The 17,299-nt window shown below is 46.0% G+C and carries 15 protein-coding genes and 1 pseudogene; 5 read left to right on the top strand and 11 right to left on the bottom strand.

The features are described 5' to 3' along the window. Positions 1 to 8: 8 nt before the first annotated feature. Positions 9 to 986: an ABC transporter substrate-binding protein gene (locus BLL41_RS20020; RefSeq protein ID WP_071579198.1), complete on the top strand. Its 978-nt coding sequence runs from the start codon at positions 9 to 11 to the stop codon at positions 984 to 986. Positions 987 to 1,002: 16 nt separating this feature from the next. Here BLL41_RS20020 and mprF read toward each other — a convergent pair whose 3' ends face one another. After that, complete coding sequence (gene mprF / locus BLL41_RS20015; RefSeq protein ID WP_071579197.1) at positions 1,003 to 3,573, bottom strand: bifunctional lysylphosphatidylglycerol flippase/synthetase MprF; 2,571 nt, start codon at positions 3,571 to 3,573, stop codon at positions 1,003 to 1,005. Between the two features lie 171 nt (positions 3,574 to 3,744). Here mprF and BLL41_RS20010 point away from each other — a divergent pair, with 171 nt between their 5' ends. Together BLL41_RS20010 and BLL41_RS20005 are read left to right on the top strand one after the other, a co-directional pair. Further along, positions 3,745 to 4,227: a MarR family transcriptional regulator gene (locus BLL41_RS20010; protein WP_014663255.1), complete on the top strand. Its 483-nt coding sequence runs from the start codon at positions 3,745 to 3,747 to the stop codon at positions 4,225 to 4,227. Between the two features lie 111 nt (positions 4,228 to 4,338). After that, a complete protein-coding gene (locus BLL41_RS20005) occupies positions 4,339 to 5,895 on the top strand; it encodes an MFS transporter (RefSeq protein ID WP_071579196.1) in 1,557 nt (518 codons plus the stop codon). On the opposite strand, the gene bstA is transcribed toward BLL41_RS20005, so the two are convergent. The 3 genes from bstA to estB all read right to left on the bottom strand — a co-directional run bounded on the left by bstA (position 5,892) and on the right by estB (position 8,471). Beyond that, positions 5,892 to 6,428: a bacillithiol transferase BstA gene (gene bstA, locus BLL41_RS20000; protein WP_071579195.1), complete on the bottom strand. Its 537-nt coding sequence runs from the start codon at positions 6,426 to 6,428 to the stop codon at positions 5,892 to 5,894. The genes BLL41_RS20005 and bstA overlap by 4 nt on opposite strands. Before the next feature lie 133 nt (positions 6,429 to 6,561). Next, complete coding sequence (locus BLL41_RS19995; protein ID WP_071579194.1) at positions 6,562 to 7,650, bottom strand: acyltransferase family protein; 1,089 nt, start codon at positions 7,648 to 7,650, stop codon at positions 6,562 to 6,564. 188 nt (positions 7,651 to 7,838) lie between these two features. Beyond that, on the bottom strand, positions 7,839 to 8,471 hold the full coding sequence (gene estB / locus BLL41_RS19990; RefSeq protein WP_071579193.1) for an esterase EstB: 633 nt from the start codon (positions 8,469 to 8,471) through the stop codon (positions 7,839 to 7,841). Between the two features lie 268 nt (positions 8,472 to 8,739). Here estB and padR point away from each other — a divergent pair, with 268 nt between their 5' ends. Continuing rightward, positions 8,740 to 9,288, top strand: a complete 549-nt coding sequence (padR, locus tag BLL41_RS19985; protein WP_071579192.1) for a transcriptional regulator PadR — start codon at positions 8,740 to 8,742, stop codon at positions 9,286 to 9,288. Between the two features lie 73 nt (positions 9,289 to 9,361). Here the strand turns inward: padR and lnrN are convergent, their stop codons facing one another. The 7 genes from lnrN to BLL41_RS19950 all read right to left on the bottom strand — a co-directional run bounded on the left by lnrN (position 9,362) and on the right by BLL41_RS19950 (position 16,933). Next, a complete protein-coding gene (gene lnrN / locus BLL41_RS19980; RefSeq protein WP_071579191.1) occupies positions 9,362 to 10,519 on the bottom strand; it encodes a linearmycin resistance permease LnrN in 1,158 nt (385 codons plus the stop codon). Positions 10,520 to 10,533: 14 nt separating this feature from the next. Further along, positions 10,534 to 11,724: a linearmycin resistance permease LnrM gene (lnrM, locus tag BLL41_RS19975; protein ID WP_071579190.1), complete on the bottom strand. Its 1,191-nt coding sequence runs from the start codon at positions 11,722 to 11,724 to the stop codon at positions 10,534 to 10,536. Between the two features lie 12 nt (positions 11,725 to 11,736). Next, the gene (gene lnrL, locus BLL41_RS19970; RefSeq protein ID WP_071579189.1) at positions 11,737 to 12,672 is read right to left on the bottom strand and encodes a linearmycin resistance ATP-binding protein LnrL; all 936 of its coding nucleotides are present in this window, start codon (positions 12,670 to 12,672) and stop codon (positions 11,737 to 11,739) included. 143 nt (positions 12,673 to 12,815) lie between these two features. After that, positions 12,816 to 13,478 carry a two-component system response regulator LnrK gene (lnrK, locus tag BLL41_RS19965; protein ID WP_071579188.1) on the bottom strand — a complete coding sequence of 221 codons (663 nt, stop codon included), beginning with the start codon at positions 13,476 to 13,478 and terminating at the stop codon, positions 12,816 to 12,818. Further along, the gene (locus tag BLL41_RS19960; protein WP_083428087.1) at positions 13,475 to 14,677 is read right to left on the bottom strand and encodes a sensor histidine kinase; all 1,203 of its coding nucleotides are present in this window, start codon (positions 14,675 to 14,677) and stop codon (positions 13,475 to 13,477) included. Before BLL41_RS19960 ends, lnrK begins: the two co-directional genes overlap by 4 nt. A 123-nt stretch (positions 14,678 to 14,800) precedes the next feature. Next, positions 14,801 to 15,982, bottom strand: coding sequence for a Gfo/Idh/MocA family protein (locus BLL41_RS19955; protein ID WP_083428086.1), 1,182 nt, complete (start codon positions 15,980 to 15,982; stop codon positions 14,801 to 14,803). Positions 15,983 to 15,991: 9 nt separating this feature from the next. Next, the gene (locus BLL41_RS19950) at positions 15,992 to 16,933 is read right to left on the bottom strand and encodes a sugar phosphate isomerase/epimerase family protein (protein ID WP_071579185.1); all 942 of its coding nucleotides are present in this window, start codon (positions 16,931 to 16,933) and stop codon (positions 15,992 to 15,994) included. Between the two features lie 140 nt (positions 16,934 to 17,073). On the opposite strand from BLL41_RS19950, the pseudogene BLL41_RS23175 reads away from it, so the two are divergent. After that, positions 17,074 to 17,233 (top strand): annotated as a pseudogene (locus tag BLL41_RS23175) (MFS transporter); the annotation flags it as partial. Positions 17,234 to 17,299 lie beyond the last annotated feature (66 nt).

Raw genomic sequence — 17,299 nt, 5'->3', positions numbered from 1 at the left:
GGAAAAAGATGAAAAAGCATATCAGCATGCTATTCGTATTTTTAATGACCCTTGTCGTACTTTCTGCCTGTAATAGTTCAGAAAGTTCAAGCAACAACGAGGAGTCAAACAGCAAAACCAGATCGGTTAAACATGCAATGGGGACATCAGACAACATTCCCGCAAACCCAAAACGGATTGTTGTTTTAACAAATGAAGGCACAGAGGCACTCTTAGCGCTTGGCATCAAACCGGTTGGCGCCGTTAAGTCATGGAAGGGCGACCCGTGGTATGACTATCTGGAAGATGACATGAAAGGTGTTCAAAACGTCGGCCTTGAAACGGAACCGAATGTGGAAGCCATCGCAGAATTAAAGCCTGATTTGATTATTGGAAACAAAGTGCGCCAGGAAAAAATATATGATCAGCTAAGTGCGATTGCGCCGACCGTTTTTGCTGAATCCTTGGCCGGGAATTGGAAGGATAACCTGACTTTATATGCCAACGCGGTGAACAAGGTGGATAAAGGCAAGAAAGTCATTGCCGATTTTGATAAACGCGTGGCCGATTTGAAAGAAAAGCTTGGCGGCCAGACCAACAAAACAGTTTCTGTCGTACGCTTTTTATCCGGTGAATCAAGAATCTATTATACTGATTCATTCTCAGGAATTATTTTAGACCAGCTTGGCTTCAAACGCCCTGAAAAACAAGTAGAACTGTTCAAGAAACAAAAGGACCAATTTACGTTCTCAACAGACAGTAAAGAGTCCATTCCTGATATGGATGCCGATGTGCTGTTTTATTTCACATATAAAGCCGATAATGCAAAGGAAAATGAAAAATGGGCCAATCAGTGGACAAGCAGTTCACTATGGAAAAACCTAAAGGCCGTGAAGTCTGGTAACGCACATGAAGTCGATGACGTCGTATGGACAACCGCAGGCGGAATTAAAGCCGCAAACTATCTGCTTGATGATATTGAAACCTACTTCTTAAAAACGAAATAAAAAAGACTCCGTCTTGTTAGACGGAGTCTTTTTTGCTTTTGCCAATCAGACGTGTAACGAGGAACATGGTGACAGAAAGAGATCTGTTTTTCCGATACGCCAGGTATTTCCCGCGCCACTCCGGTTTGTATTTTTCTTTGAAGGCCCTTAGGCCGCTGAAGCTGTACATGTATCTGACATTATTAAAAATGACAGCGGCAAACCTTTCTGACCAGAAGGATGTAAAGGCAGTGCCGACATTGGCCAAGGGTGCCATTCCCATATTAAATGACGTGCAGCCCTCTTCCTTTGCCCATAAAAACATACGGATGAACAATGCGTCCATAATGCCATTTGGAGCGTCGCCGCGATAGCGCATCAGATCAACCGATATCTCTCCTTCCTGGTACATCGGCATGACATTTGCGAATGCAACGATCTCTCCCTCTGCATTTTTCATATAGGCGATCGGCGCTTTCTGTAAATAGGCAGGATCAAAAAATCCGAGCGAGAATCCCTTCTCTTTTTTCGAACCTAGCCATTCGTCTGAGATTTGTTTCAGCTCCTCCAGAAACGCATCAGAAAATGGGGGATGGTCCACATGGAAAGTATACTCCTCCCGCTCAAAGCGGTTATTGATTGCGCGAAGGCCGGCTTTTTTCTTCCCAGTCAGGGTAAACGTATTTAAATCTACATATGCTTCCTCGCCCAATTTAAAGAAGTTGTAGCCAAAATCGTGATACAGCGCCATGTCCTCTCGTTCAATTTGATAGAACAAAACACTAAATCCCTTCTGATGCGCTTCGTTCAGAAACTCTTCCAGCACGAGCGGGAATGATTCTCTTTGGCCAGACGGGTCGCCGAGCACGACCAGCCTTCTGGCGATTTTCCCAAACAGAAGCAGTGCATTCCCGTCACTTGAAAAATAAAACCGCTTATCTCCAAGAAAGCCGAGATGGCTCAGCGCGTTGCCGCCTTTTTCATTGAGAAACGCAGCAAGACGCTCAGGGTCAGCTTTCTCTCCGATCGGTCGCGTTCTCTTATGATAGACCACTGTAAATATAAAGAAGAACAGCGGCACAATGATGATCGCCATGATGGTTGCATGTGTAATATGAGAGGTGCTGTGGACGAAATATTCATGACGCAGCACCTTCTTCATCCGGTCCCAAATAAAGCCCGCAATCAGATTGTAGTTAAAGAGTGCCACAGTAAACAGCGCTACAGCGAAAATCAATTGTCCAAGTGTATAAGATGCCTGTTCGCGGATAAATTGTTTTTTCAATAGCACAAGCAATACGATAATCATCGGCAGTATGAATATCGCACTGATGTTAAGTCCTTTTAAAAAGCTGAACACAAACCCGCCGACAAGCGCTGTAATGGCCATCGTATAGGAGCGTTTTGTCCGTTTATAAAGCTCGATCGGCAATATCAGCAGAATGAGCGCTGAGCTTAAAGACAGACCGTTAAACAGCAAAAGAGCCGGGCGCGGAATGTGCGGTATAACCGTCAGCCTGTCAATCGGCAAGGAAACTGAGGCCAGGATAATCAGGCCTGCTACGAACACAATAAGCGAAAGCGAGCCTTGCAAAATTCTCACTAATACCGCACGCTGAACAACAAGCAGAACGTTTGTCGTCTCAATTGCCGGTGCGATGCGCGGGTTCGTTTCGAGCCGTTTCATTGTATTTTCCGTCAGATCGCCTGCAGCAAAGAATAGTCCCAAAATGAATGGGATAAATGAATAGGCGAGTCTGTACAACACAATAGAAGTAACGATGGCCTCCTGATGATAGCCAAGCTGCTCCATCCCCAGCAAAAACAAAAGGTCAAACGAGCCAAAGCCGCCCGGCACGAGGCTGATCATCCCGCCGATCGCTGCAATGACGAACACTCCGAACACATACCTGATATCAGCATGAATGCCCATAGCGAACAAAGCAAAATAGATGACGATCCCGGCCATGAGCCATTCAACAACTGAAGCTCCAATATATGCGAAAATCGGATTTTTCACTTTATCCGCATTCTCTTCGTCCCCAGCTTTGCGGTCGTTTATTTTGGACACTGCCAAGGATAGCGGTAAAATCAGCGCAAAACCGATAACGACCGCCCACAGCCAAGGCTTTTCATGAATCACTTCATCCACTGGCAGCACTCGTGCAGCGACGAAAATGCTGAAAACAGATAATCCGAGCAGCATAGATGACGTGAGCCAGGCGATTCCTTTCACGAGAGCCTTATGGTCTTTCGTATGCTCCTTATAGAACATCATTCTTAACCCGACTCCGGCTAAACCACCGAATCCCAGCACATTATTAAATGAATTGGCGATCCAGGAAACCCTGAATACTTTTCCGTTTGTGATCGATAGGCGCAGTGAGTGTTTCAGGACGTAATCATACAGCGACATGGCCGCAACAGCCAGCAAGCCGATCAACACAAGCATGAATAAGTCCGTTCGTTCCAGCCCGTTGATGACCATGAGCGTACGTTTGAATGACAGATTTGTCAGTTCTTTTTTCGATTGATAGATAACAAATAGCAAAACAGCAATAGGAAAAACGATTTTTAATATTGATAAAGCATTCTTTTTAATCAGCAATGGTCTCTCCAATCATATTCTAGTTCGATCCTCTCCCCCAATAATCTCCAACTCATTATACACTACCGTTATTTCTCGGACAAAGTCCCGCATGCAGTTTCTGCTCACTTTCTTTCAGGAGTAGAAATCGAGTAATATGATAAGAGGAGTGAATGATGAGGAAGTGATGAAATGGAATATAATTTACACGATACAACGGTACTAAACGAAAACATTCTTTCATCGGAGGAGCGGGAAATATGGGTGCTCTATATGAAAGTCTTAACTTCCGCCGGGCTCGGTGATGTGTCCGAATGGATGAAGCTGGATATGAGCATGCCGCAAATGAAAGTGCTGATGCTATTGAACAACCATGGAACACTGAAAGTGAGTGACATTGCTGAAAAAATGGGGGCTTCCCTGTCCAATACAACCGGGCTGCTTGACCGGCTTGAAAAATCAGGATTTGTCAAACGCTCACATTCTGAAGAGGACCGCCGCTCAGTGGTTGTTCAGTTGACAGAGAATGCGAAAAATATTTTCCGGGGTTTGTATGAAAAAGGCCACCTGAAATTGAAGCGTTCATTAGAGCTGCTGTCCCCTGAAGAAAAGCAGGCTGTTTCCGAAGGGCTGTCTATCCTTTCAAGAGCATTAGAGAAAGCGAAAAAAGAATAAATCTGTAAGTCTGTCATCCGCAAACTGCGGGAGCAGGCTTTTTTTATTTGACATTTAGTTCATTTGAAATGAATAATATATTTTGAGTGAATTAAAAAGGGGTTGATGAATATGTCTGAAGCATTAACAGAGCAGAAAAGCCAAAAGTGGGCGATCAGCCTGTTTACGATTGGTGTGTTTATGGCTGCGCTGGATAACGGAATTATTTCAGCTGCTTTAACAACGATAAACGAGTCGTTTTCCGTTTCCCCTTCCTGGGGATCATGGGGCATTACCCTTTATACGCTCGGTCTTAGCGTCAGTGTGCCAATCGTCGGAAAGCTTTCCGACCGCTACGGCAGAAAAAAACTCTTTCTCATTGAGGTTTGCCTGTTCGGACTTGGTTCTTTGCTTGTTGCTTTGAGCCAAAGCTTCCCTATTTTTCTGATATCGCGGCTGATTCAGGCGCTTGGCGGCGGGGGGATTTTCATCATCGGCAGCTCGCACATTCTCGCTACCCTTCCAAAGGAAAAACAGGGAAAGGCGCTTGGGCTGCTTGGCGCAATGAACGGGATGGCCGCTGTGCTCGGTCCAAATATCGGAAGCTTTCTGCTTGATTGGACCGGGTCTTGGCATTGGCTGTTTTTGATTAATTTGCCGATTGCCGTGCTATTGGTTGTTTTCGGCGCATGTTTTATCGCGGAAACAAAAGCGCCTGAGGCTAAGCGTCTCGATGCGGCCGGTATCTTCCTTCTGTCCCTGTCGATTTTAGCCGTGATGTACGGCATGACGAATCTTGACGGGGCAAATCTCTTAAACAGCTTGGGAAATCCGGGGGTTTATGGATGTATTATTTTTGGCTTTCTTTGTTTTGCAGCTCTTATCACATATGAAAAGAGAGTTGAAATACGCGGAGGCGATCCCATTTTGGCGTATTCTCTGCTGCGAAACCCTATGTTTCAGCGCACGCTTATCATCGGTTTGTTATCCGGGGGACTCTTGGCGGCAGTCATTTTTATTCCGTCATATGTCGAGCAGTATTTAGGAGTCCCTGCCGCAAAAGCAGGCTATTGGATGACGCCGCTTGCGTTGGCTTCCGGAATCGGCGCTTGGCTTGGCGGAGCGCTTACCGACAAAAAAGGTCCTGTAAAAACCGTTATTCTTTCGGGAATCATTTCATGGGCGGGGTTTGCTTTATTTCCGCTCTGGGTGACGGAAAAATGGGAGTTTGTGATCGCAAGTGTGGTGGCTGGGATCGGTTTTGGGTTTCTGTTAGGCGCTCCGCTGAACGTCCTTGTGTCAGAAGCGGCTAAAACAAATAAAGGCACAGCGCTTGGCACACTTTCATTAGTAAGACAAATTGGACTGACCTTGGCGCCTACTCTTTACGCAGGTTTTATCACAGCCGGGTTTGACCAAATAGGTGATGAGATCAGCAGCCGCTTATCGGACAGCGGACATTCAGAAAAGGCGATGCAGATGATTCCGGAGATCGACAGTTCTGATGTTTCTACTCTACAAGAACAAGTTGAACGCATTCCCGTTCCTGAAGTCAAAGCCGCGATAAGCGACGCCATTCATGCGAGTGTCGCCAGCGGCTATGACCATTTATATGCAGCGGCTGCTGTGATCTCACTGCTGGTGATTGCCGCTATCAGTATTCCGGCTTTCCGCCGGCAAAAGCGTTAAGACCACCCCATCCGTTTGGAAAGCTCTGTAATATGAGCGATATGGTGATGTGAGTGCCAGACATACAGGCCGAGCGCGTTCTCCAGGGTAATGACCTCCTTTGTATCAGGGTGATAAAACCCGCGCTTAAATTGCTGATCCGTCAGAGTGCGGAGCAGAGCCGTCCATCTTCCGTGAAGCTCCTGCAAAAGGGCGAGTGAACCGCTCGGATCTGCCGTTTTCGAGTCTTTTAACTCCGACCATGCTTTTTCATCATACGGACGGATAGCCGGTGTCTCTTCTGTCAAGCTCAATTTAAAACGAATATAGCTGTTCATATGACTGTCAGCCAGATGATGAACCACTTGCCGAACGGTCCATCCACCGTCCCGGTACGGTGTGTCAAGCTGGCTGTCCGTCATGCCTTCTACGGCTTGCTTCAGTTGGGCAGGCACTTTTTCAAGGGCTTGAATCCATTCATCTCTTTGCTCCTTCGATATGGATTCCCTCGGCTTGTATTCTCCTATTGGATAGCTTAAGTTGTCTGTTGTCATGCATGTTCCCCCTTCTTTTCACTCTTCTCCTTTATTTTACAAGAAAAAGATTGTGTACGCTGTATGATTTAAAACAGTTCTACATGAAAAACACATACAACAAGCGGCAGGAGCCCCCCTGCCGCTTGTTTTTTTACCCTGCGTGATCACGCACTTCGACTATTCCCTTCTTCTGTTTTGGCTGATAAACCTTCCCCACAAATAAATACCCGTATTTGAACTTATTCAGCGCCCATGAGGTCAGAATCGGGCCGGCTGTGCACACGGCAAACAACAGGAGAACAGCCGGTACGGCGGGAATTTCGGGCATATTCAAAAGCAACACGTAGCCTATAATCATAAAATAGGCATGGAGCAGATAAATCGAAAAGGAATAGTTGCTGATAAACATCATGATTTTCGGCACATGCTTCATTTTAGAAAACAAGTGAAAGCACAGGAAAATCATGCTTGTTGAATACAGCATGATATCAGGCCGCTTCGAACTGATCATGCCGATTTTGCCGACATAAGAAACAGTGACAACCAGCGCACCAGAAGCAATTGCGCAACCGTATACGACCCAGCGGTATTGGTTCAGCAGCGCTAAGAAACGCTTGTACTCTTTTCCGCAATAGTAGGCTAGACAAAAGTAGAAAAGCCAGCCTGCGAACGGAACCCAGAAAAACGGAAATGACCCGCCCTCTTCAGAAGCAGGAGCCGGGCTGACTGCGGAGAAATAGCTTAAATAAGCGGCTGTCACCACAAATGAGATAGACAGCACCCATCTCGGCGATGCTTTTTTCAAATACTGATGAAACATCATATGCAGAATGTAAAATTGAAAGATGACGAGAATGAAATATCCGATAAAGTTTCCTAAGAATACGTTCGCCAGGTACTTTTGCACAAACGCGAGAAAGGTTATCTCTCCCCCCATCGCACTGGTCATCAGCAGGGCATCAATGGCCGCGATAAATAAAAAAGGAACAAAAATCACTTTTCCCCGCTTCTTTAAAAAACCGTCCGGCACCCCGTCAGGATAAGAACGGGCAAGTAAAAATTCAGAGATGAAAATAAAAGCGGGCGTGCTGAACATCAGGAGAGTACGGAAAGAATCAACAGTGTGAGAAATATCTGCAAGAGCTTCTGCCTGAAGCATCAGGACCATTGAAATGATATGGAGCAGGACGACACTTAAGCACGAAATGCAGCGGATCATAAAAATTTCTTTAATTTGCATAACAGCGCTCCTTTTATTTCAATTTAATAGAAATCGATGGTTGTACCTTAACATGTCTGTTCTATTTGAAAAAGTGCCTGATGTCATATATTGACGTATGCATGATAGACTAAGGTCATAAGACCCTATGGCTTTCCCAGACGAAAAAACCCGCTGAAACGGAGACAGCAGGTTGTTTTATGGAGATATTAATTTGTATTAAGGCCTCCGCCATTCAGCCCTTCTTTAATATAGCCGTTCACTTGGCTATTAGAGAGCAAGCCAATATGGCCGATGCCATAAAGCTGGATGTTTCTCGCTCCTTGTAACCGAGACAAGCTATTGATTACAATTTCATCATTTAGACTGTAAATAGATGTATAGAGGATCTTTTGGTTAGGATCTGTACCCGGCAGTGCCGTTGAAGACACTAAACCATTAGCCCCTCCAAGCGTTACGACATTTTGAATCTTATTGCCCCCGCCTAAATATTTAATATAGTACAGCGTATTGGCGCCTCCCATACTATGAGCCACAATATCTACTTTTTTTGCCCCCGTCTCTTTTAAAACACGGTCAACGTATGAAGCAAGCTGCGGGCTGTTATTCAGGTTGTTTCCTGTTTTATCATAAAAATCAATTGCGTACAGTTTGTTGCTTTGCCAGCCTTGAGACATTAAGTAGTTTTTAATAGCGAAAAAGTTGTATGATGCCCCGCTTATTCCATGAACAAGAACGACAGGATTATGTACTGACTCTGCTTTTGCGCTGGACGGCGGAGCGGCTAAAACAGATAGAGTCAGAGATAAACACATCATCAAGGCGATAAGTACTTTTTTCACGTTGATTCCCCCTTAAAATGCTTATACAACCAATTTCCTATTATACATAAAAAAACAATATATTTTTCTGAAAATTAATTGTAAATCTCTTTTATATCATCGTTGGAGATGAATCGGGTACTTCTGACATACTTTTTATTTTCATTTCCAAAGTGGCCCGGTTGTGTTCCCTTCCTCCCTTTTCTATAATAAGGGGAATAGGCAGTTAGACCACAGTTGAGCAACGGCTCATCTGTTTTGCGAAACAGCCATAGACACGGAGGATAGCATGAGAGTATTAAAATACGCCATATTAGGGCTTTTGCGAAAAGGCGAATTGAGTGGATACGACATTACGAGTTATTTTAAAGAGGAGCTTGGCCAATTTTGGAGCGCCAAGCACAGCCAGATTTATCCTGAGCTCAAAAAGCTGACGGATGAAGGGTTTATCACGTTCCGGACAACGATTCAAGGCACAAAGCTGGAGAAAAAGATGTACACCCTGACAGACAGCGGAAAGCAGGAGCTGCATGACTGGCTGATCCGCCATCAGCCGATCCCCGAGACGGTGAAGGATGAATTTATGCTGAAGGCTTACTTCATTTCTTGTCTGTCACGGCAGGAGGCTTCTGATTTGTTCACAGACCAGCTGCAAAAACGCCAGGCCAAGCTTTCTGACTTGCAGGGAAGCTATGAAAAGCTTATGGCTTCAGCAGAGCCAATGTCATTTTCTTCACCGGACTTCGGCCACTATCTTGTGCTGACGAAAGCGCTGGAGCGGGAGAAAAATTACGTTTCTTGGCTGAAATCGATTTTAGCTATGATCGATAAGGATTAACCGGGAGCGGCCTTTACGTCATGCGTGGGTTTACCTACATGCAAAAAAACATCTGCCGTTAAGCAGATGTTTTTTAGGCCCGGAGCGCCTTAAGCCCCACTGCGAAAGTGATTGCTGCAAAAGCAAGCAAGATGCCGCAGATCCCGAGAATATCTGTGACGCGGGCACCGTTAGCGATAATCTCCGTCAGCCCGCTCATCGCCCACTTTTGCGGAAGAAATTCAGCGATGGATTGCATAAATTTCGGTTCAATGTCGATCGGCCAATACATCCCGCTCACCATACACGTTGCAATGACGAACAAGTTGCCAAACGCAAGCTGCTGTTCTGGCGTTCTGACATTGGCCGCAATCATCAATCCTATGCCGACAACAGTCAGCAGAAAAAGCGACACCAACACCATAACCGCAGCCGGATTCCCCCAGTTGATGCCAAACAGCCAATGGGTTGCGAGAAGCAATATGCCAAATTGAATCCAGCCAATGACAAAGAAGGACAGCACATACCCAGCACCGATTTCCACTCGGCTGACAGAGGCTGTAAGCAATCTGGACCAGACGCCGTTTTTTCTTGCTTCTAAAATGGTTCCAGCCGCTCCCATCATGGTAAGCATGACAAACAGGATGGAAAAGCCTGCTGCTCTAGAAGCTGTATCACTCGCTTCTGCACCCTCTTTTTTATCGCTGAGCGTCTGTCGTTTTACAGCCGGAGCTGAATTTGAATGTTCTTTGGCGAAAACGGTTTTATACGCCGCCTTCCAGCTCTCTCCCGCTGTCTGAGCTGCCGTTTTCGCCGCGGTAACCTGAATATTGAGCGTTGCCAATGTGCTTTCTGCATATTGTTTGACCATCGGCGCTTCCGACAGCTCGGGGCCGTGACGGAAAATCAGCTCAGGATGTTTGCCTTTTTCCAGCTGTGTCTGGAACGAACGGGAAATGACGATGATCCCGACAATTTTCTTTTGTTTCAGCTTTTCTGACGCTTTGTTTTCAGACTCGTTTTCGAATGTATACATATTATCGTGCGTCTTCAGCTGCCGAATATAATGCTGTGAGAGAATCGTGTCGTCCTTATCAACAATTGCAAGCCGCACTTTATCATCGTTTCCGCTGAGCATACTCCCAAAGACAAAGGTAAGCAAAAGCGGGGCAGCAAACATGATTAAATAGTTCTGCGGCTTCTTAAAAATGAGAGAAAGCTCAATGCCGCAAATGGCTATGATTTTTTTCACCCTGGTGTACCTCCTTATCTTGTATGAAGCCGTCTGATACCAATTACAAGTGAGCAAAGCCCAATCCCCGCAAAAAGAAGCACAGGCTTTTGAAGGTCAGCCCAGCCTCCCCCTTCCATTAAAGAAAGAAAGCCGTCAAGCGCCCAGCGATTCGGCACAGCTTTGGATACAGACTGCAAGACGTCCGGAAATTGGTACAGCGGCAGCATGGACCCGCCAAGAACCGCAAGCAATTGAATGCCGAAGCCGCCTATCGCATCTGCAGATTTCATATCGCTGATGCACGACGCAAGCAGCATTGAAATGCCGGATACAGCAGCGGCGTAAGAAAGCCCGAGTACACTCACAAACAGCAGATTACCGCCCCAGTCCACACCAAAAACATTAATTGTGACGATCAGAAAAATGAAAAATTGTATGATGGCAAACAGATACGTCCCAAGCCATTTTCCGAAGAGAATGACGGATTTTTGCGCGGGCGTCATCAGCATTCTGGCAAGCGTCTCTGTATCCTTTTCCTGTAAAAATGATTTCGCCCCGACTGTCATATGAAACAGCATAAACATGCAAAGCATTGCCGCCGAGTAGTATTGAAAACTGGTAACTGCTTTGCTGCCGACAGATTTTTCCGCAATAGTAAGCTTGTCACCCGTTTCTCTTTTAAGCGTCTTTGTCAGCTTTTCTGCAAACTGTGCAGGGTCAAGTTTTCCTTGCTGTACAGCTGAGGTTTTGCTGATGTAGTCCATTGAGACTGATGCGGCTTCTGTTACCGCTTTATATTGGTCTATAAAAGAGCTGGCAGCTGTTTCGATGATGGAACTTTTTAATGTTTGGTCAGGAGCGGCATAAACAACAGCTGAGGTTTTGCCGGATTCCCAATGTTTCGGAATGACAATGCCTACATCGATTTTCTGTTCATCAAGCAGTTTCTTCATCTTGTCTTCGCTGATGGCTTTTGTGGCCTTTACCGACTTTATTTTTTTGAGCACATCTTTCGTAAACATGTTCGCTGCATCTGACTGATCTGGTTGGACGTAGCCGACTTTGATCTCATCAATCCCGCTGCCTCCGTCAACAACTGATCCGAGCGCCGCTCCTAAAATACAGGTTAGGATCAGCGGCATTAGGATCAGCGTCATAAACCCTTTTCTGTCTGTGATTCTGATTTTGACATCTTTCCATGCGATCCATATGCTTTTTTTCATAGCCGTCCCCCCTTAATCCCGCAAGGTGCGGCCGGTCAGATTCAGAAACAGGCGCTCCAGATTCGGTTCCTGCACCTGAAGGGACAGCAGGTTTATATGATGAGCAGCGGCTTCAGCAAGCAGGCTGGTGACGACTTTCTCATGATGAGCCGCAGCAATGTCAATTTTGAGCTCTGATTCATGTACTGTTACATCATTCACATGAGCCAGGGAACGGATCGCCAAAAGAAACGCTTCATTGATCCCGCTGACCGTGAGCTGAATGATGGTATCGCCTCCAAGACGGCTGCACAAATCAGTTTTTGTACCGATCGCAATCATTTCCCCCTGATCAATAATTCCGATCCGATCGCATAAAAACTCAACCTCTTCCATGTAATGACTCGTATAGATCACCGTCATGCCCGATTCGTTGAGCTGTTTCACCGTTTCTAGAATGTGATTTCTTGACTGAGGGTCAATACCGACAGTCGGTTCATCCATAATCAGCAGCTCAGGCTTATGCATTAAAGCCGCACCGATGTTGATTCTTCGTTTCATCCCCCCGGAGAACGTTTCAATCTTATCTTTAGCCCGCTCAGTCAGACCGACATATTCAAGGACCTCTGCCGATCTTTTTTTGGCCTCACCGTGCGTAAGTCCGTACATTTTCCCCCAAAACATAAGATTCTCATGAGCCGTCAGCGTCGGATATAATGCAATTTCCTGCGGGACAACGCCGATTTTATGTTTCGCTTTGGCTGTTTCTTTTCCAATGACATAGCCGCCCACCGTGATGTTCCCGCTGTCATGCGGCACAAGGCCGGAAATCATCGAGATGGTTGTGGATTTTCCCGCACCGTTTGGCCCGAGCAGCCCGAATGACTCCCCCTTTTGGAGGGAAAATGAAATGCCTTTCACAATTGTTTTTTTTCCATATGCCTTTTTGATGTTTTCTGCTTGCAGCACGTCGCTTCACTCCTTTTTTAATCCCATTGTCATTGTAGAAAAAAGAAAGGCGTGCGGCATGTAGCGCCGGATAGAATGTAAGGCATGAAAAAAAGGCCTGTAAAAGGCCTTTTCAGAGAAATGCGTATGCTGAACGTCATATGTCAAAAGTCAGAAACACCATATCTGACTGAATAGATGGCGGCTTGGGTTCTGTCTCTGACAGACAGTTTGCTGATAATGTTAGAAACGTGATTTTTCACTGTGCCTTCTGTAATGAATAGCTTTTCGGCAATTTCTTTGTTGTTCAGCCCGTACCCCAGCTGAGCCAGAACTTCCATTTCGCGCTCGGTCAGATCAAACAGCTCCTTAGGTTTTTCTTTCTCGTTTATTCCTTTCAGCTGTTTTTCACGCTTCCATTCATTCAGCATTTGAGCAGTTAGTTCTGGAGGAAGCACCATTCCGCCAGATTGAACAGTCATGACCGCTTTTACAATCGTATCTGCCGACATATCCTTCAATAGGTATCCGCTCGCTCCTTCTTCAAGCGCTTCAGCAATCAGCTCTGAATCCTTGAAGGTCGTCAGCATTAAAACCTTTACGCCAGGTAATGAGCTTGTGATCAATTTTGTCCCTTCAACTCCGTTGGAGACCGGCATACGGATGTCCATTAACACAATATCCGGCTCAAGTTCTTTCGCCTTTTCGAAGGCTTCCTGCCCGTTTCGCGCTGTTGCGATCACATCAAGCTCTTCTCTGAGCTGAAGCAGGGATGCCAATCCTTCTCTGACGATATCCTGATCGTCAGTAATGATGATCTTAATCATGATAAATTCTCCTTTTGCTGCGCGGGCCCGAAGCTCCATTTTTTATTGGCAAGTGAAAATTCTGCAATTACAGTAAATCCTTGATCCCGTTCGCTTTCAAAACGGATCATTCCGCCATGTTCCGATGCCCGCTTTTTCATATTCAAGAGACCAAAACCAAGTGTTGCCTCGGGATTTCCTTTGCCGTCATCCTTAATGACAAGGCTTATGCTGTCTGTTGTGCAGGCAAGCTGTATCGAACAGGCTGTGGCGCCGCCGTGCCGTTTGGCATTGGTCAGCGCTTCCTGCACCGTTCTGATCAGAGTCGGATGAAGAGACAGCGGGATCATCGCAGGATCGCCGCTGACCGCAAATTCGGTTGTGACTCCCGCGTTTTTGTAAAAATCTTTTGTCAGCTGTTTCAGCGTTTCGATTAATGAAGGATCGTTTTCCGTTTGCAGGGTGCGCACTGATAAGCGGACATCATCAAGCGCTTCACGGGCAAGCGTTTCACATACCCCGACTGTCTCTTCCGTTTTTTGGCTGTCTCTTTTTTGCCATTCACGCAAAAGCTGCAGCTGGACGAGGAGCGCCGTCATTTTGTGTCCTACTGTATCATGGATTTCCCTTGCCATTCTGTTCCGCTCATGAATGGCAGTCAGCTCTTCAACCTGCTTCGCATATAAATGGAGCTCCTGATGTGCGGCAGACAGCGCCAGATGGGACTCCGTCAGTTCCTGAAACTGCTGTTTTGCCGTATCCTGCGCCTCCGTCAGCTTGCGGATTAATTTGCCGACAACACCGCAGAAGACAACGAATGTCATGCTGATGCAATGATCCATAACGTATTCACCGCCAAGCATATGATATGTGCGTAATAGAACAATCAGCCACATCATAAAACAAAAACAAAGAACGGACCATACAGTTTTTCGGTCAAACCCCTTCAGAAAAAAGGTAACTGCAACCGGGCTGAGCAAAGTAATATATAAACCTGTACCCGGAAACATGAAACCGAACGAAAAGCCAACTGCAATATCAATCAGACAAAAAATAATCGCATATTTCTCGACTCTTAATAAGAGATGATTTGCTAAGAATATACTTGCACCGCCAGCGATGAACAAATACTCAAACCAGCTGTCGTCCTTCACAAGGAAAAAATAAACCGAACAGCTTACCATTAAAGTAAAAATCCTAGTAAATAAAAGAACCTTCACGCCCATCACTCCCGATACCCAATTCCTTTCTTATCATACCTGCCTCAGGGCATTTTTGACAGGAGTTTCTGGAAAATAAAAACCGCATATGAACTTTATGTCATATGCGGTGCATCCCCTCATTTATTTAAATTCAACCCAAACTGACCCTTGGTTTGCCGAGCGCACGCAGTTCTCAATCCAGCGAATGCCCTCGATCCCTGCATCAATGTCAGGATACACCAAGTTGTTCAAAATTTCTTCATCTTCACGGTTTTTGGCGTCTATCGCAATGGCAAATTTAAGATAAATATTGGCCCATGCTTCGGACAGCCCTTCGCTGTGTAAGGCGCCCAGTCGTTCATCGGCGCTGCAAACATCATCTAAATACGGCATACCGCGAACGAGTGTCTGGCTCGGCTCTCCCTGCACTTCATACGTCAGTTCATTTGGCATGCTGTCCCACCACTCAATGCTTGCTTTTGAGCCGACAATCCGGATTCTATGGCCATCCATACATCCGGCATTGATTGATGATATCCACATCGTTCCGACCGCTCCATTTTCATAATGCATCAGCACATGGGCGTTATCCTCTAGCGGCGCGCGGCTGCCGACGAAGCTTTGGCGGTCACACAGCAGTTCTTTGATTTTCATCTCCGGCATAATGAGCTGCGACATATAATACGTGTGGGTAGATAAATCGCCCAGTACAAAGCTTGGCCCGGCCATCGCAGGGTCGACACGCCATTTCTGTGCAGCGCTTATCCTTTCACCTTCATCTGTTGCACAAAAACCGTGTGTGTACTGCAAGTCAACCACGCGAATATCACCGATCTTCCCTTGCTCAATCATCGCACGCATTTGAAGGAGCATTTGATTGCCGGAAAAACCGTACGTCACGCCGACGATTTTTCCTTTTTTCTCTGCAAGCGCTTTGATTTCATAGCCCTCTTCTGACGTGAAGAACAGCGGTTTTTCACAGATGACATGCAGGTCTGCTTCAAGCGCCGCCTTACAGATCTCATAATGAGTGCCGTTCGGCGTGGCAATCGATACAACCTCTATGCCATCCGCTTTTTTCGCTTCCTCGGCAAACATGGTTTGAAAGTCGGGGTAACAGCGTTCAGCATCTACTCCAAGGTTCATTCCGAAGTCTTTTCCTCTTTCGGCATCAATATCAAAGGCGCCTGCGGTTAGTTGAAAAGCGGTATTGTCTCTCAGCGCTCCAGTACGATGTTTATACCCAACCTGGCTAAGCCGTCCGCCGCCTACCATTGCCCAGCGCAGCGGCTTGGAGATAATTCTTTCTCCATTTAGCATCATGAAAACCTCCTATTGGCTGATGGTTTGTTTTAAAGCTTCTACCGATGTTCGGATGCCCGCTTCCGGTGACATCGTCAGGTCCTCCATTTCTAAGGAAACCTCTCCGTCATACCCCATCATTTTTACGACTGAAAAAAATTCCTTCCACCACTGTAAATCCTGCCCGCAGCCGACAGCTACGTAATTCCATGACCGGTTTGCAGGCTCTGTCACTTCTTTTGTTTCTAACAGCCCGTTCACCGCAGCTAAATATCTTTCAATTCTGACATCTTTTCCGTGAACATGGTGAATGGCTTCTCCAAGCTCCCTTGCCGCAATGATCGGGTCTGCGCCCATCCATAATAAATGGCTCGGGTCCAGATTCAAACCGATCATCGGACCGACCGCGTTTCTGAGCCGAAAGAGAGTCTCAGGATTATAGACTAATTGAGAGCTGAAATTTTCAAGCGCAATTTTTTCAACGCCGCTGGCTTCCGCTTTTTTGACAAGCTTCTTCCAATATGGAATCGCAACGTCTTCCCATTGATAGTTGAGGATATCTTTTAAAACGGGAGGCCAGCTTACTGTGTATGTGATCCAGTTCGGCACTTTGTCGTCTGGGCCGCCGGCTGGCAAACCGCTCATCATGATCACTTTTTTGACGCCTAATAATCCAGCCAGCTCCATTGTTTTGTCAGTTATGTCTCTGTGCGATTTGCCCAATTCACCCGGATCTAAAGGGTTCCCCGAGCAGTTTAATGCGCAAAGTGTCATGTTCCGCTTTTCCAGCGCTTGTGAAAATTCTTTTCTTTTTTCACTGCTTTGCAGCAGTTCATCAAGATTTAAGTGAGGTGCCGTCGACCAGCCCCCAGTTGTCATTTCAAGTGTATCGATCCCAAGCTTTGCGGCAAAATCGAGCATGTCTTCAAAAGGCAAATGCCCTAGGCTGTCTGTTACATAAGATAGCTTCATTGATAGATTCCTCCTCATATTTGCAGATTACGATAAGTGAGTCGATTGATTCGGCATGTCCTGATCAACTTGCCGGCCATATTGGCGAAATGAATGCTAAAGCTGTTCAAGTGACCGCCCTTTCGTCTCAGGCACATATTTTTAAAGATTTTCAAGAGCTGTAGATCAGGCGCAGTCTATTCATTAGGATCGGAATCTGCCATCATACAGCAAATTACCGGTGTCAATTCGATCATGTACTATTGGACAGAAATGTTAAGAAAAGCCGGCTTTCAAACAGAAACCGCTTACTTAAAAAATTATAAGACAACGAGATTTCTCGCGTCTTTATCATATGGAGACATTATTTTGTCATTTCAGGACATC

Origin of the sequence: Bacillus sp. FMQ74, assembly GCF_001875785.1 — a bacterium.
GTDB lineage: Bacteria > Bacillota > Bacilli > Bacillales > Bacillaceae > Bacillus > Bacillus stercoris.
This window is presented reverse-complemented; position numbering and strand designations above follow the sequence as displayed.

Coding starts and splice junctions, on each gene's coding strand:
- BLL41_RS19950 (WP_071579185.1), bottom strand. CDS start 16,933: ATGAAGCTATCTTATGTAACAGACAGCCTAGGGCATTTGCCTTTTGAA.
- lnrM (WP_071579190.1), bottom strand. CDS start 11,724: ATGAAAAAAAGCATATGGATCGCATGGAAAGATGTCAAAATCAGAATC.
- BLL41_RS20005 (WP_071579196.1), top strand. CDS start 4,339: ATGTCTGAAGCATTAACAGAGCAGAAAAGCCAAAAGTGGGCGATCAGC.
- lnrK (WP_071579188.1), bottom strand. CDS start 13,478: ATGATTAAGATCATCATTACTGACGATCAGGATATCGTCAGAGAAGGA.
- BLL41_RS20020 (WP_071579198.1), top strand. CDS start 9: ATGAAAAAGCATATCAGCATGCTATTCGTATTTTTAATGACCCTTGTC.
- padR (WP_071579192.1), top strand. CDS start 8,740: ATGAGAGTATTAAAATACGCCATATTAGGGCTTTTGCGAAAAGGCGAA.
- BLL41_RS20010 (WP_014663255.1), top strand. CDS start 3,745: ATGGAATATAATTTACACGATACAACGGTACTAAACGAAAACATTCTT.
- BLL41_RS19955 (WP_083428086.1), bottom strand. CDS start 15,982: ATGATGCTAAATGGAGAAAGAATTATCTCCAAGCCGCTGCGCTGGGCA.
- BLL41_RS19995 (WP_071579194.1), bottom strand. CDS start 7,650: ATGCAAATTAAAGAAATTTTTATGATCCGCTGCATTTCGTGCTTAAGT.
- bstA (WP_071579195.1), bottom strand. CDS start 6,428: ATGACAACAGACAACTTAAGCTATCCAATAGGAGAATACAAGCCGAGG.